General features: G+C 58.2%; 12 protein-coding genes. 5 read left to right on the forward strand and 7 right to left on the reverse strand.

Annotated elements, in window-relative coordinates; all coding sequences use genetic code 11:
• Positions 1 to 43: 43 nt before the first annotated feature.
• Positions 44 to 1,906, forward strand: coding sequence for a cell division protein FtsZ (gene ftsZ / locus V9K67_RS03225; RefSeq protein WP_336720046.1), 1,863 nt, complete (start codon positions 44 to 46; stop codon positions 1,904 to 1,906).
• 211 nt (positions 1,907 to 2,117) lie between these two features.
• Here ftsZ and V9K67_RS03230 read toward each other — a convergent pair whose 3' ends face one another.
• Complete coding sequence (locus V9K67_RS03230) at positions 2,118 to 2,561, reverse strand: hypothetical protein (protein WP_336720047.1); 444 nt, start codon at positions 2,559 to 2,561, stop codon at positions 2,118 to 2,120.
• Positions 2,562 to 2,708: 147 nt separating this feature from the next.
• Entirely contained in the window at positions 2,709 to 3,140 is a 432-nt protein-coding gene (locus V9K67_RS03235) for a response regulator (RefSeq protein WP_336720049.1), read from the reverse strand.
• A 375-nt stretch (positions 3,141 to 3,515) separates the two neighbouring features.
• Between V9K67_RS03235 and V9K67_RS03240 the strand changes: the two genes are divergently transcribed.
• Complete coding sequence (locus V9K67_RS03240) at positions 3,516 to 4,451, forward strand: TIGR01777 family oxidoreductase (protein WP_336720050.1); 936 nt, start codon at positions 3,516 to 3,518, stop codon at positions 4,449 to 4,451.
• A 75-nt stretch (positions 4,452 to 4,526) separates the two neighbouring features.
• Here the strand turns inward: V9K67_RS03240 and V9K67_RS03245 are convergent, their stop codons facing one another.
• The 5 genes from V9K67_RS03245 to metG form a co-directional block, all read right to left on the reverse strand.
• Positions 4,527 to 5,171, reverse strand: a complete 645-nt coding sequence (locus V9K67_RS03245; protein ID WP_336720053.1) for a zinc metalloprotease — start codon at positions 5,169 to 5,171, stop codon at positions 4,527 to 4,529.
• Between the two features lie 12 nt (positions 5,172 to 5,183).
• Positions 5,184 to 7,565, reverse strand: coding sequence for a 3-hydroxyacyl-CoA dehydrogenase/enoyl-CoA hydratase family protein (locus V9K67_RS03250; protein WP_336720056.1), 2,382 nt, complete (start codon positions 7,563 to 7,565; stop codon positions 5,184 to 5,186).
• A 168-nt stretch (positions 7,566 to 7,733) separates the two neighbouring features.
• Positions 7,734 to 8,288, reverse strand: coding sequence for a YceI family protein (locus V9K67_RS03255; RefSeq protein WP_336720058.1), 555 nt, complete (start codon positions 8,286 to 8,288; stop codon positions 7,734 to 7,736).
• Between the two features lie 2 nt (positions 8,289 to 8,290).
• On the reverse strand, positions 8,291 to 8,734 hold the full coding sequence (locus V9K67_RS03260; protein WP_336720060.1) for an OB-fold protein: 444 nt from the start codon (positions 8,732 to 8,734) through the stop codon (positions 8,291 to 8,293).
• Positions 8,735 to 8,987: 253 nt separating this feature from the next.
• Entirely contained in the window at positions 8,988 to 11,177 is a 2,190-nt protein-coding gene (gene metG, locus V9K67_RS03265; RefSeq protein WP_336720062.1) for a methionine--tRNA ligase, read from the reverse strand.
• Between the two features lie 138 nt (positions 11,178 to 11,315).
• Between metG and V9K67_RS03270 the strand changes: the two genes are divergently transcribed.
• The 3 genes from V9K67_RS03270 to V9K67_RS03280 are packed head-to-tail and all read left to right on the forward strand — an operon-like array spanning position 11,316 to position 13,877.
• The gene (locus tag V9K67_RS03270; RefSeq protein WP_336720063.1) at positions 11,316 to 11,909 is read left to right on the forward strand and encodes a hypothetical protein; all 594 of its coding nucleotides are present in this window, start codon (positions 11,316 to 11,318) and stop codon (positions 11,907 to 11,909) included.
• 25 nt (positions 11,910 to 11,934) lie between these two features.
• Positions 11,935 to 12,966: a S66 peptidase family protein gene (locus V9K67_RS03275; protein ID WP_336720066.1), complete on the forward strand. Its 1,032-nt coding sequence runs from the start codon at positions 11,935 to 11,937 to the stop codon at positions 12,964 to 12,966.
• Positions 12,963 to 13,877 carry a S66 peptidase family protein gene (locus V9K67_RS03280; RefSeq protein ID WP_336720067.1) on the forward strand — a complete coding sequence of 305 codons (915 nt, stop codon included), beginning with the start codon at positions 12,963 to 12,965 and terminating at the stop codon, positions 13,875 to 13,877. The genes V9K67_RS03275 and V9K67_RS03280 overlap by 4 nt, the downstream gene beginning before the upstream one ends.
• Positions 13,878 to 13,930: the final 53 nt, after the last annotated feature.

Here is a 13,930-nt window from a genome sequence, read left to right on the forward strand (position 1 = left end):
TCTGGAATGAAATCCCACTAACCAAGAACCCAAAAAATTTTTTATGATTCAATTTGATTTACCGAAGGAAAAATCCTCCATTATAAAAGTGATCGGTATTGGCGGTGGTGGCAGCAACGCCGTAAGCCACATGTACAGCCAGCATATCGAAAATGTGAACTTTATTATCTGCAATACCGATGCCCAGGCCATTGCCCTCAGCGAAGTGCCCAACAAGATCCAGTTGGGTCCGCACCTCACCCAGGGACTGGGTGCCGGCGCCAACCCCGAGATCGGGCGGCAGGCCACCGAAGAATCGCTGGAGGAGATCAAGCGCATCCTGGAAGTGAACACCAAGATGGCCTTCGTCACTGCCGGCATGGGCGGTGGTACCGGTACCGGCGGCGCCCCCATCATCTCCAAGATCTGTAAAGACCTCGGCATCCTGACCGTGGGCATCGTGACCACGCCTTTTTCCTACGAAGGAAAAAAGCGCCAGCTGCAGGCCGAAGAAGGCATCAAGAACTTGAAGCAATACGTGGACACCCTGCTGGTGATCAGCAACGACAAGCTGCGCCACCAGTTCGGTAACCTCCGGATGAAGGATGCGTTTGCCAAGGCCGACAACGTGCTGGCCACCGCCGCCAAGTGTATCACCGACGTGATCAACAGCACCGGCCAGATCAACGTGGACTTTGCCGACGTCTGCACCGTTATGCGCAACGGCGGCGTGGCCATCCTGGGCAACGCGGCCTGCCACGGCGAAAACCGGGCACAGCGCGCCATCGAGGAAGCGCTCAACTCGCCGCTGCTGAACGACAACGAGATCCGCGGCGCCAAATGGATCCTCATCAACATCAACTCCGCCGAGGGCGAACACGAGTTCACCATGGACGAAGTGGATATTATTCAAAATCACCTGATCAGCCAGGCCGGCGAAAATACCGACGTCATCCTGGGTCTGGGCTACGACAATAACCTGGGCGAGAAGATCGGCATTACCCTGATCGCCACCGGCTTCGACTACAACGATCCTTTCATGAAGAAGGAAACCGTGAAGCCCCAGGTAGAGCAGCAGCTGCCGAAGAAAGAAGAGAAGATCGTGATGCGCCTTGCCGACCCCGCCGATGAGAAAAAAGCCAAGGCTCCGGAGCCCATCGAACCGGTGGATCCCCTGGCGCCCAAGCTGATCGAAGAGCCGGCGATCATCCACCGCGATGACGAGGCCCACCTGACCCGCCTGCACGACAGCTCCTTCGACCTGCAGATGCTGCACGACGAAGAGGAGCAGGAAGCCAATGCCGCCCTCAGCCTGCAGTTCCGCCTGAAGGAGGAAGTACAGCAGGTGCCCGTGGACGAGGAAAAGCTGGAGCTGGAACGCAAGAAGCGCCAGCTGGAGGAGAAGTTCGCCAACCTGCACCGGACCATCATCCAGAACCCGTCCGGACCCACCGGCGGCGTGAGCAACGGTGGTGGCAGCACCAGCAGCTATGTATCGCGTCCGGCCGTTTACGAGGCGAAGGCCAGCGTCGCCGCTGCCCGCCCGGCAGAGGTTGCCAAAATGGAAGAAGAAGAGAACATCGATATGCAGCTGGTGATCCGCAACGACATCCCGGTAGCGGCCGACCAGAAGGCGGCTCAAAACCAGATGCTGGTGCAGGAAGACCTGCAGGATGCGGCCGTGGACCAAAAGCGCCGGGCTGCCGAGCGCCTGCAAAAGCTGCGCAACCTGTCGTTCAATGTAAATGCCGCTGATCCGAACAACGAGTTCGAAACGGTTCCGGCTTATATTCGCCGCAATATGGAGTTGTTCAATAATTCTTCGTCTGTAGAGAACTTCTACAGCAATTACTCGGTGAAGTCCGACGGTAAGAGCACGCAAATCAGTACGATCAATACATTTTTAGACGGGAAGAAACCCGACTAACCTTTGTTCCAAGGATAAGCCGAGATGAGGCTTCTGTTTTTAGTTGTTTCCCCCGCCGTTTCCGGCGGGGGTTTTTTACCAGCCCCGCTGGTAAAGACCAGGCAGGAAAAGATCCTTTCGGAAAAATATTGAAGCAAAAGGGTTGAAGGACCGGAAGCCACGCTTTCCGGTCCTTCAACCCTTTTGCTTTTTCAAAATTTCCGTTCCTGCATCAGTCCGGGAGGCGCACGAACCGTTTGCCGCAGGCTTCAAAGCAGGCGAAGCCGATGTCCAGGCTGTCGGGGCCGATGGGGGAGTAGCGCCAGCGCAGGGTGTCCGTTTTGCCGGCCGTAAACACCTTCAGCGCGGCGGGTGTTTGGGTGGTATCCAGCAGGTAGCGGTTGAGGGCGGGCTGCCGGTTGCTGTAAAAAACATCGTTGGCTCCGAACCGGATGATCTCGGCGCTGTCCGGAGGGGTTTCCTTCCAGTGGATGGCAGGGTCGCCGATGCTGTAGTAGGAGGCCGTTTCCTTCCAGGAGGAACGGAGGCCGGCGGGGGCGCTGGCGGCCGGCTTCTGAGGGCTTTCGTCGGTTTGAATAGGATTCTGGCTGGGCGAACAGGCAGTGACCAACAGGGCCAGGCAGGCTGCCGGTAGCGAAGGGATTGCAGGCTTCATGGAAACAATTTGAAATATGAGGCCCCGTTTTCCGAAAACGTTGCACCGCCGGCAAAAGCGGAAATGAAAAAAGGCCCTGAACGCTACCCCCCTAAAGCGGTTTCGCCCTCAGAACCCAACTCGTAAACTTGTAAACCCGTAAACATCCTAATTGAACGCCATCTGTCCCTTCGAGGTCAGGTCCATCGTGCAGACCTTTTCGATCAGGGCTACCAGCTTGGGGAACTCGGAAGGTTTGCGGAAGTACAGGTTGGCGCCGGTTTCGTACACCTTTTTGATCTCCGCCTGGTTGATGGAGGTGGTCAGCACCACCACGGGAATATGTTGCAGGGATTCGTGCCGGCGGATTTCTTCGAGGCATTGCAGCCCGTTTTTGCGGGGCATGTTCATATCCAGGAAAATAACGTGGGGCAGGTCGGCGCCGGGTTGCAGGAGGGCCTCCATCAGGCGGGCGCCGTTGTTGTAGATTTCCAAAGCCGATTCGCCGCTGGCTTCTTTCAGCGCCAGCTGGAAAAGAAACTGGTCGTCTGCGTCATCGTCAGCGAGGGCTATTTTAAGCGAGTTAGTTTTGCTTTTCATGAGTTCCGAATTTAAAACGCCAGCGAACCCTGTTGCAGATTCACCGATTACAGATAGTCGACCCATATGGTTCTAGGTTTTTACAAAGGATTTGGAAACATAGTTCGGGCGAAAGGCACGGAAATCATCCTCCGTACTTTCACCGGATATTGGAACGCCCAGCTGAGCAGTTAGGTAAAGGTGCTTAAAAAGGCCAAGATGTTGTTGAGAATTCCGGCCATCAAGGCCATTTTTCGATGAACACGGCAATTTCATCGGTGTAGGTTTTTTCTTAGCCCCGAATCGTTATAAGTCGCTAAGCATAAGCACTTAGCAGCTCGGGCTGGCCGATTTTGCCGCCGCAACTAATTTCTCCGTATCATTGTTCCCGCTGATATGAAAAAAGTATTGATTACCGGAGGTACCGGTCTTATAGGAAAGGCATTGACCCAGGAATTGACGGCCCGCGGCTATGGGGTGATCATCCTTAGCCGCAGCCAGCCACCCGCCACTGCCCGGCGCAATGCCGCGGTGGAATATGCCCGGTGGAATATTAATGAAGGCACCATCGATAAAGACGCCCTGCAGGCGGCCGACTATATCGTGCACCTGGCGGGGGCCAACGTAGGGGAAGGCCGCTGGACGGCCACCCGCAAAAAGGAGATCGTGGACAGCCGCACCCGCAGCGCCCGCCTGTTGGTAAAAGCCCTGCAGGAAACGCCCAACAAGGTGCAGGCGGTGATCAGTTCCTCGGCCATCGGCTGGTACGGGGCCGACCGCCCGGGTGGCCGGCCTTTTGAAGAAGGGGCGCCTGCCGACGGCTCCTTTTTGGGAACCACCTGCCGGCAGTGGGAGGAAAGCATCGACCCGGTGGCCGGCCTGGGCATCCGCCTGGTCAAGCTGCGCACCGGCATCGTCCTCAGCAACCGCGGCGGCGCTTATGCCGAGTTCAAAAAGCCCCTCCACATGGGCGTTGCTTCCATCCTAGGTACCGGCGACCAGGTGGTCAGCTGGATCCATATCAGCGATATTGTGGGCCTGTACCTCTTTGCCCTGGAAAACGAACAGGTGCAGGGCGTGTACAATGCCGTGGCCCCCGAGCCGGTCACCAACCGGCAGCTGGTGCTGGCGATGGCCAGGGCCCGCAACCGGTTTTATCTTCCCGTAAAAGCGCCCGGCATCGCCCTGAAAGTCCTCCTGGGTGAAATGAGCGTCGAAGTGCTCAAAAGCGCCACCGTCAGCAGCAAAAAGGCCGAACGTGCCGGCTACCAGTTTCGCTTCCCCAACATCGGCGTAGCGGTCAAGAACCTTTCGATCAATGAGGGAAATTAGTTCATTGGTTCCTTGGGAATTAGGGGCGTAACGCCGAACTCGTAAACCCGTAAACTTGTAAACGCGTAAACTGTTTCAGTGTTTCCAATGGTACACGTTGGTAAACTCACCTACGATGGCTTTGTTGGCTACGAAGCGCAGCTTATGCAGCTTCAGGTTCAGAATGTCGAGGGGTTGTACCCGGCGGTGCATGGGGTGTAAGGTGCCGCCGGTCACGCCGGCCGGTTTGGAGGGGTCGTACTGGAATTGCGGGTCCACCAGCGTGCCCCGGGGATACATGATGCCGGGAATGCCGCGGCCGCGGATATCCAGGATACCGGGGTGGTCCAGCCCGATCGTATGGCCGTATTCGTGGGCCGCCGTCGTGGAGCCTTTATAGAGGTTTTCCAGTTTGAAATAGCCGCTGTTGCAGGGGACGCCGTCCACGAACGAAATATTGCCCTGGGCATACTCCTCGATGCGGAAGTAGTTGTTGCGGGGGTCCACATTCTGGTACACTTCCAGTTCGCTGATCCCGGGGTTCCATTCCGCTGTGATCCGGAACGCCAGCTTACAGGCCGTGTCCCCGACTTGTATCTGCACCTGGGGCTCGTTCCACATCGTTTCGATCTCCTCCCGCATCTGTTCGGCCAGCTCGATGCTGCTGGCATCCCCATAAGTGACCAGGTGGGAGGAAATAACCAGTTCCTGCCGCGCTATGTTCAGTTCTGCTTCGCCCATAATTTATTCAAATTAATTCCGAACCGGTTTACCGCCCTTCAGCACGCTTTGGATCCGTTCCAGGGTTTTGCGTTCGCCGCAAAGCGACAGGAAGGCTTCGCGCTCCAGGTCGAGGAGGTAGCGCTCGCTAACCAGGGTGGGCTCGCTCAGGTCGCCGCCGCACATGACGTAGGCCAGCTTGCGGGCTACCACCATATCGTGTTCGGTGGCGTAGCGGGCGCGGCCCATGCCGTGGATGCCGGCATAGAGTGATCCCAGGGCCGAGCGGCCCAGCACCCGGATGTCGGTCCGCGGCTGCGGCATGGTATAGCCGCTGGCCTGCAGGTCCAGCACCGACTGCTTTGCTTCCGTGACACGGCGGTTGGGGTTCAGGACCACCTCGTCCAGCCCGCGGCGGTAAATGCCCAGGCCGTAAGCCTCCTGGGCAGAGGTGGATACCTTGGCGGTGGCAATGGTAAGGAACCGGTTTTTCAGCGTGATCGTTTCCGGCTCGTCGGGGTGCATTTCGTCCGAAGCCCGCAGCACGAACTCCTTGGTGCCCCCGCCGCCCGGGATCAGGCCCACGCCCAGCTCCACCAGGCCGGTATAGGTTTCGGCGGCGGCGCAGATCTTGTCGCTGTGCAGGCTCAGCTCGCAGCTGCCGCCCAGCGCCAGCCCGTGGGGCGCCACCACTACCGGCACGGCCGAGTACCGCACCCGCATCATGGTTTCCTGGAACATCCGTACCGCCATATCCAGCTCGTCCCATTCCTGCTCCACGGCAAACATGAAGATGAGGCCCACGTTGGCGCCGGCGCTGAAGTGGGCGCCCTCGTTGGCGATCACCAGTCCCCGGTAGTTCTTTTCCGCCAGCTCCACGGCTTTGGTAATGCCGCTGAGCACGTCGCCGCCCATGGTGCCCATCTTGGTATTCCACTGCAGGGCCAGCACCTCGTCGCCGATGTCCACCAGGCTGCAGCTGTTGTTTTTCCAGACGGTGCTGCCGGCAAAGTTGCTGGGGATAATATAGGCGCTGCTGCCGGGTACCGGCTTGTAGGTTTTGGCAGCAAGGTCATAGCAGAGCGTCTGGCCGTCTTCGATCTTGTAAAAAGATGTAAAGCCCGCGGCCAGCAGGTCTTCCACCCAGGGAGCAACGCTATAGCCTGCTTCCTTTATCTTTTGGACGGTAGGGGCCAGGCCCAGCACGTCCCAGCTTTCGAAGGCGCCGATCTCCCAGCCGAAGCCGGCCTTCATGGCGTCGTCGATGCGGTAGATCTCGTCGCTGATCTCGGGGAGGCGGTGGGAAATATAGGAGAACAGGCCGTAATGGAAGTAGCGGTAGAACTCGCCCGCCTTGTCGGGGGCGGCCACCAGCATTTTCAGCCGCTGTTTGAGGTCGTCCACGTTTTTGGCGCTCTCCAGGCTGGCGAACCTCGGCTTTTGCCGGGGCGCATATTCAAAGGTCTTCAGGTCGAGGGTATAGATCTCTTTTTCTGCTTTTTCTCCTTTTCTCTTGGAAAAAAAGCCCTGGCCGGTTTTGTCGCCGAGCCAGTTGTTTTCCACCACCTTGTTCAGCCAGGCGGGGATGCGGAAGATGTCGCGGGCTTCGTCGGCCGGGCAGTTGTCGGCCACGCCCTTCGCCACCTTTACCAGGGTGTCGATCCCTACCACGTCGGCGGTGCGGAAGGTGGCCGATTTGGGCCGCCCGATCACGGGGCCGGTGAGGGCGTCGACCTCATCGATGGTGAGGCCCAGCTTTTCCACGAGCTGGAAGATGGCCATGATGCCGTAAACGCCGATGCGGTTGGCGATAAAGGCAGGCGTGTCCTTGGCCAGCACGGTGGTCTTGCCCAGGAACAGGTCGCCGTAGTGCAGCAGGAAGGATACGATACCGGGGTCGGTATCTTTTGTGGGGATGATCTCCAGCAGCCGCAGGTAGCGGGGCGGGTTGAAGAAGTGGGTGCCGCAGAAGTGCTTTTTGAAGTCGTCGCTGCGGCCCTGGCTGAGTAAATGGATGGGGATGCCGGAGGTGTTCGAAGTGATCAGCGTTCCGGGCTTGCGCACCTGTTCCACCTTTTCATAAAGCTGTTGCTTGATGTCGAGGCGTTCCACCACCACCTCCAGGATCCAGTCGCAGGAGGCCAGCTCTTTGAGGTCGTCGTCGAAGTTGCCGGTGGTGATGCGTTTGGCCGTGTCGGCGGTATAAACAGGGGAGGGGCTGCTTTTGAGGGCGGCCTGCAGCGCCTCGTTCACCAGGCGGTTGCGTTGCACCCTGGAGGTCGCTTCCCTGGCGTCGGCCGGAACGATGTCCAACAGCAACACCTGTACGCCGATGCCGGCAAAGAGGCAGGCAATGCGCGAACCCATCACGCCACTGCCTAAAACAGCTACTTTTCTGATGATCCGTTTACTCATAAAAATATAGTTAGTGAAACAACTATCGCCTATGAAGTTAACGGAACTTCCGAAAGAAAAGAAGGACCCATAAAAATGGGGGAATTGGTTCATTGGTTAATTGGGAGGGGGAAGCCATTTTCAACCTAACGCCCTAATATCCCAATTAACCAATGAACCAATTCCCTGCTACTTCAGCGGGTCCAGCTTCGTATCCACGGTCACTTTTACTGTTTTGGCAATTTTGTCGCGAACCAGGGAGGAGATGCGGATGTTGTAGTCGGCCACCAGGATATTAAAGGAAGACGTCGCTTTCAGGTTGTCGGGCTCCACTTTGATGGCGCCGGTGGTCTGCACTTCACGGGTGACGCCGTGCAGCGTCAGCTGGCCTTTAACCTGGGCGGTGTAGGTGCCGGGTTTGGCGTAATTGATGGCCCCGTTGTTCAGGATCTGGCCCTTGAATTCGGCCTTGGGGAATTTGTCGCTTTCCAGGTAGTCTTCGTTGAAATGCTCCTGCATTTCTTCGTTTTCAAACTCGAAGCCTTTCATCAGCACCGAAAATTGCAGGGTGCCGGCCTGGGCGTCCAGCACGGCCACAGCCGATTTATTTCTGGCGGCGATATCTTCCAGCGGGGTGGTGGACAAAAAGTCGATCTTACCGCTTTTGGTATAAAACTTATTCTGGGCGTGGGCAGAACCAGCCAGCGCTACCAGGCCCAGGAGCAACAGTGTTTTGATTTTCATACTTATTTTTTAGGAGCGATCAATACGCAGCGATTCAGCACCACATCGGCGCCCAGTCCCATTTCATCGGGGTTGTAGCCGGTGCAGACGCCTTTGACGGTGGTGGCGCCGCCCGGGTTTAAGCCGGCGGCTTCTTTAACAAATGCCGAATCCATGCTGCAGCGGATCGACGACAGCGCCCCGTCGGCACCCAGCAACACGGTAGCGCTTCCTTCCTCCTGCTCCACCGATTTTACGGGGGCGGTCACTTCCAGCACCTTTCCCAGGTAGGAGCGGTTGGCGGCGGCGGAATCTTTTTCAAAGGCAGCCAGCAGCTCCACCGCCGAAAGGCGGGCATCGGTAGGGGCTTCCGTCAGGCTTTTGACTTTACCGGTAAATTTTTTATAGGCATACCAGCCCCCTGCAACCACAGCGACCAGGATGATAATGGTTAGAATTCGCTTCATAATGCTTGAAAATTGAAGATGCTAAAATTGAATTAAAGAAAAGGTTAAAGGCCGTTAAAAACTAAAAAAAGCCGGCAGGCGGTTGTTCCAACAACCGCTTTGCCGGCTTTGCAAAGGTTACGAGTTTACGGGTTTACAAGTTTACGGGTTGGTTAACCGGGTAGTTGCAGGTCTTAAGGTTGGATTGTTTTCCTTCTTTCCAAAGGAAAGTTCCCTCCCAATATCCTAATGAGCCAATACCCCGATTCCCCGTTTACCGTACGGCCATACCGTTGGTCATGGTGGCTTCGGGGGTAACGAATACCAGCTTGCCGTCCGGTTGTTCGGCCAGCAGGATCATGCCCTGGCTTTCGATGCCCCGCATTTTGCGCGGCGCCAGGTTCACCACCACCATCACCTGCTTGCCCGGCAGCGATTCGGGGGCGAAGTGCTGGGCGATGCCCGAAACAATGGTGCGTTGCTCAAAACCCAGGTCCACCCGGAGCTTCAGCAGCTTGTCGGCCTTTTCCACTTTTTCAGCGGTAAGGATCGTGCCGATGCGCAGGTCGATCTTCGCAAAATCATCAAACTGGATCTCGGTCTTCGGTCCTTCGATTACCGTTTCGGCTGCAGGTGTAATTTCCGTATTCATTGGTTCTTTAGTTGCTTCTTGTTGATTGCTGTTTGCCGATTGCTCATTGCTTATTGCCTGTTCTTTCTCCCGGGCGGCGGCACGGAGCTTTTCCACCTGGGTGGCCACTTCGGCGTCCTCGATCTTGCGGAACAGCAGCTCGGGGGCGCGCAGCGTATAGCCGACGCTCAGGAGCTTGGTCTTGCCCGCATTTTCCCAGTCCAGCATTTTGTCCACCACCTTCATCATGTGGCACATTTTGCGGGCGGTGTTGGGAAGAATGGGGTTGGCCAGGATCGCCAGGTTGGCACACAGCTGCAGGCAGAGGTGCAGGGTGTTGTCGATCTGCGCCTGGGCGGCGGCAGAGACCTTGCCGTTCTCGTCCAGCTGCTTGGCCTTGATCCAGGGTTCCTTGTCCTGCATGTATTTGTTGCCCTTGCGCGCCAGGTCGATCACTTCGAACAGGGCGTCGCGGAACTTGTATTGCTCCAGCAGGTCTTCGGTCTTCTGCTTGCTGATCTCGATCTCCTTTACCAGTCCTTTGTCCTGCTCGTCGATAATGTCGTTGTGGAAAGCGGGCACTTTGCCGCCGGCCAGCTTGTGCATCAGCACGAAGGTGCGGTTGACGAAGTTGCCGAAGATGGCCACCAGCTCGCTGTTCACCGCGTCCTGGAAGCCTTTCCAGGTAAATTCGCTGTCCTTGGTCTCGGGCAGGATGGTGGTGAGGTAGTAGCGCAGGGCGTCGGCCAGCTGCGGTCCGCCGTTGTCTTTTTTGATAAAGTCGTCGATGTAATCCTGCATATCGAGCTTCCAGTTGCGGCTGGTGCTCATCTTGTCGCCTTCGAGGTTCATGAATTCATTGGCGGGCACGTTGTCGGGCAGGATATAGCCGCGCAGCTTCAGCATGGCCGGGAAGATGATGCAGTGGAAGACGATGTTGTCCTTGCCGATAAAGTGTACCAGCTTGGTGTCGCTGTCCGTCCAGTAGGGCTCCCAGTCCCTGCCGGTGTTCAGGGCCCATTGCTTGGTGGCGCTGATGTAGCCGATGGGGGCGTCGAACCATACGTACAGCACCTTGCCTTTGGCGTCGGGCAGGGGCACCTGCACGCCCCAGTCAAGGTCGCGGGTGACGGCGCGGGGCTGCAGGCCGTTGTCGATCCAGCTTTTGCACTGGCCCAGCACGTTGGCCTTCCAGTCTTCCTTATGGTCGTCCAGGATCCAGCTGCGCAGCCATTCTTCGTGCCGGTTCAGGGGCAGGTACCAGTGCCTGGTGGCTTTTTTCACCGGCGGCTTGCCGCTCAGGGTGCTTACCGGGTTTATGAGTTCGTCGGGACTGAGGGCGGTGCCGCATTTTTCGCACTGGTCGCCGTAGGCGCCGTCGAAGCCGCAGTTGGGACAGGTGCCCCTGATATAGCGGTCGGCCAGGAACGTTTGTGCCTCCTCGTCATAGTACTGTTCGCTTTCCTTTACCTCCAGGGTGTTGCGGTCGTTCAGGTAGGTGAAGAACTCCTGGGTGGTCTCGTGGTGCAGCGGGTTGCTGGTGCGGTCGTAGATATCGAAGGAGATCGACAGGTCGTCGAAGTTCTCTTTCATGATCACGTGGTACTTGTCGATGATGGCCTGGGGCGTGGTGCCTTCCTTCCGGGCCTGGATGGGAATGGCGGTGCCGTGTTCGTCGCTGCCGCACACAAACACCACGTCGCGCTTTTGCGCCCGCAGGTAGCGCACGTAAATGTCGGCCGGGATATAGGCACCGGCCAGGTGGCCGATGTGCTTTTGCCCGTTGGCGTAGGGCAGGGCCGACGTCACTAAGTATCTTTTGGGTTGCTTCATATCAGAAAATCAGTTTAATGCCCCGGTGCGGAAAGGGGGTGTAAAAATAGCCAAACGGCGCTGAAGTAGCATAGCCGGGATGGGGATGGCGGCGAAAATGCGCCAGATTTATTTATCTTGTAGGAAATCACCTGAACCATGTCCCAACCAAACTGGAAGCTTATTTTCAGCGGCACCGCCCAGGACGAGCTGGTCCGTGAAGTCAAAACCCGCGCCCGGGTCATCCGCCAGATCGGGCAGGGCACGCTGGCCATCATCCAGACCAACGCCGACGGCAGCCAGGAAACCATCGCCGAATACGACGCCCTCAGCGGCCCCCAGATCAACGGGCTCCTTCCCGACGCCCACTACCATGCCCTGCCGCCCGTTGCTTCCAATTTCCTGACGGAAGGGGAGCACCCCGACAAAAAAGGCAACGAGCCCACCCGTTTAGGTTATAAAATGCCCCTGTCCTATGTCGCCGACGAGGATAACGTCAAACGCCCCTTCAAGCGTTTCGCCCTGCTGATCCACCCCGTGCCGGGCACCGAATGGGTGCAGAAAAAATATTTTCCCAACAACTGGACGGAGGGCTGTATCGGCCTCATCGGCCACGCCGCCAACGAGGATTTTTATAAACGCATGAAGGACTATTTCAAAAAAACGAAGCGCAAACACATTCCCCTGGAGGTGGACGTGGAAAGCAACGCCAACGTGCGTACGCAACTGGGCGCCCGCGAGCACTACGCCTGACGCCAACAAGGCCTACTTTTACCGCATGAACCGCAAACGTTTCCTGTCGCTGCTGTCGCAGCTGGGTTCCCTGGCGTTCCTGCCTGCCGCCGCACGGGCGGCCGGCAAGGGCCGTCTGCCGGGGCCGGCGGCAGCGCTGATTCCTCCGTACCTCCAGCCCGGCGACACCATCGCCCTGACCTCGCCCGGCGGGTACATCACCCTGCCCGAGCTGCAGCCGGCCATCCAGGTACTGCAAAGCTGGGGGTACGTGGTGAAGATCGGGGCCACCATCGGCCGGCGCGACTTCAACTTCGGGGGCACCGATGAGGAGCGGGCCGCCGACTTTCAGCAGCTGCTCGACGATCCCTCCGTACAGGCGATCCTCTGCGCCCGCGGCGGCTACGGCTGCATCCGCATCGTGGACCGCCTCAACTGGACCAAGTTCCGCCAACAGCCCAAATGGGTGATCGGCTTCAGCGACGTGTCGGTGCTGCACCAGCACATCCACCGTCATTGCGGCATAGCCACCCTGCACTCGAAGATGTGCAACTCCTTTCCGGCCGACTGGAGCCAGGCCGAGCCCATCCAGGTGCAGACCATCGCGTCCATCCACGAGGCCCTGGCGGGCAAGCCGATGGCTTATACGGCCGAACCGCACCCGCAGAACCGGCCGGGCACGGCCGAGGGCGTGCTGGTCGGCGGCAACCTCAAAATTTTTGAAACCCTGTCGGGGACGGCCTCCGACATCCCCACCGCCGGTAAGATCCTGTTCGTGGAGGACACCCACGAATACCTGTACAGCATCGACCGCATGTTCTGGAACCTCCAGCGCACCGGCAAGCTGAAAGGGCTCAAAGGCCTGATCGTGGGCGGCTTCAATGTCAAACCCGACGACGAAGGCGAGGAGTTCGGCCGCAGCCTGCAGGAGATCGTGCTGGATAAAGTAAAAAAGTACGATTACCCGGTTTGCTTTAACTTTCCCGTCGGCCACCAGCGGGCCAACTTCGCCCTGAAGTGCGGCCTGCGCCACCGGTTAAGCGTAAACGAAAACGTCACATTAACAGAGATTGTATGATCACCATTCCTCCCTACCTCCAGCAAGGCGATACCATCGGCATCGTGGCGCCCGCCGGCTTCATGCCCTTCGAAAACATGCAGACCTGCATTGAAACCCTCGTCAGCTGGGGCTACAACGTCCGGCCCGGGGCTACCGCCAACAGCAGTTCGGCCAACTACTTTTCCGGCACCGACGAGGAGCGGGCCGCCGACCTGCAGCAGATGCTGGACGACAAGGAGATCAAGGCTATTCTGTGCGCCCGCGGCGGCTACGGCGTCAGCCGCATCGTGGACGGCCTGTCGTTCAAAAAGTTCCGCAAGCATCCCAAATGGATCATCGGCTTCAGCGATATCACGGTGCTGCATGCCCACCTGTACGCCAACTTCGGCATCGCCACCCTGCATGCGCCCATGGCTGCCGCCTTCAACGAGGGGGGCGCCCGGGAACCCTACGTACAGTCGCTCAAAGCCGCCCTGGAGGGCGAGCGGCTGCGCTACGAATGCCCGGCGCACGCCTTCAACCGGCCGGGCAAGGCCAAGGGCGACCTGGTAGGCGGCAACCTGGCCCTGCTGGCCCACCTGGTGGGCACCCCCTCCGACCTGGTCACCAAAAACAAGATCCTGTTCCTGGAAGACGTGGGGGAATACCTGTACAACATTGACCGGATGCTGCTGCAGCTCAAGCGCTGCGGCCGCCTCGACGAACTGGCCGGCCTGGTGATCGGGGGCTTTACCGGCAGCAAGGACACCACCCGGCCCTTTGGCAAGGAAGCCTTCGAGCTGATCCGCGATGCGGTGCAGGAATACGGCTACCCCGTTTGCTTCGGTTTCCCCGTCAGCCACGAACGCGAGAACTTCGCCCTGAAAGTAGGCGTAGGCTACAAGCTGGACGTGTCGGAAGAAAAGGTAGTGCTGGGGGAAAGCAAGTAGGCAAGGGGAATTGGTTCATTGGTTCATTGGGGATTTGGGAAGGAAACCCCTGC

This window comes from Huijunlia imazamoxiresistens (assembly GCF_037132455.1).
Lineage (GTDB): Bacteria > Bacteroidota > Bacteroidia > Chitinophagales > Chitinophagaceae > Flavisolibacter > Flavisolibacter imazamoxiresistens.

Excerpts from the sequence above, each read along its gene's own strand:
- V9K67_RS03270 (WP_336720063.1), top strand. The coding sequence starts at position 11,316 with ATGTCCCAACCAAACTGGAAGCTTATTTTCAGCGGCACCGCCCAGGAC.
- metG (WP_336720062.1), bottom strand. The coding sequence starts at position 11,177 with ATGAAGCAACCCAAAAGATACTTAGTGACGTCGGCCCTGCCCTACGCC.
- V9K67_RS03235 (WP_336720049.1), bottom strand. The coding sequence starts at position 3,140 with ATGAAAAGCAAAACTAACTCGCTTAAAATAGCCCTCGCTGACGATGAC.
- V9K67_RS03280 (WP_336720067.1), top strand. The coding sequence starts at position 12,963 with ATGATCACCATTCCTCCCTACCTCCAGCAAGGCGATACCATCGGCATC.
- V9K67_RS03260 (WP_336720060.1), bottom strand. The coding sequence starts at position 8,734 with ATGAAGCGAATTCTAACCATTATCATCCTGGTCGCTGTGGTTGCAGGG.
- ftsZ (WP_336720046.1), top strand. The coding sequence starts at position 44 with ATGATTCAATTTGATTTACCGAAGGAAAAATCCTCCATTATAAAAGTG.
- V9K67_RS03250 (WP_336720056.1), bottom strand. The coding sequence starts at position 7,565 with ATGAGTAAACGGATCATCAGAAAAGTAGCTGTTTTAGGCAGTGGCGTG.
- V9K67_RS03240 (WP_336720050.1), top strand. The coding sequence starts at position 3,516 with ATGAAAAAAGTATTGATTACCGGAGGTACCGGTCTTATAGGAAAGGCA.
- V9K67_RS03255 (WP_336720058.1), bottom strand. The coding sequence starts at position 8,288 with ATGAAAATCAAAACACTGTTGCTCCTGGGCCTGGTAGCGCTGGCTGGT.
- V9K67_RS03245 (WP_336720053.1), bottom strand. The coding sequence starts at position 5,171 with ATGGGCGAAGCAGAACTGAACATAGCGCGGCAGGAACTGGTTATTTCC.
- V9K67_RS03275 (WP_336720066.1), top strand. The coding sequence starts at position 11,935 with ATGAACCGCAAACGTTTCCTGTCGCTGCTGTCGCAGCTGGGTTCCCTG.
- V9K67_RS03230 (WP_336720047.1), bottom strand. The coding sequence starts at position 2,561 with ATGAAGCCTGCAATCCCTTCGCTACCGGCAGCCTGCCTGGCCCTGTTG.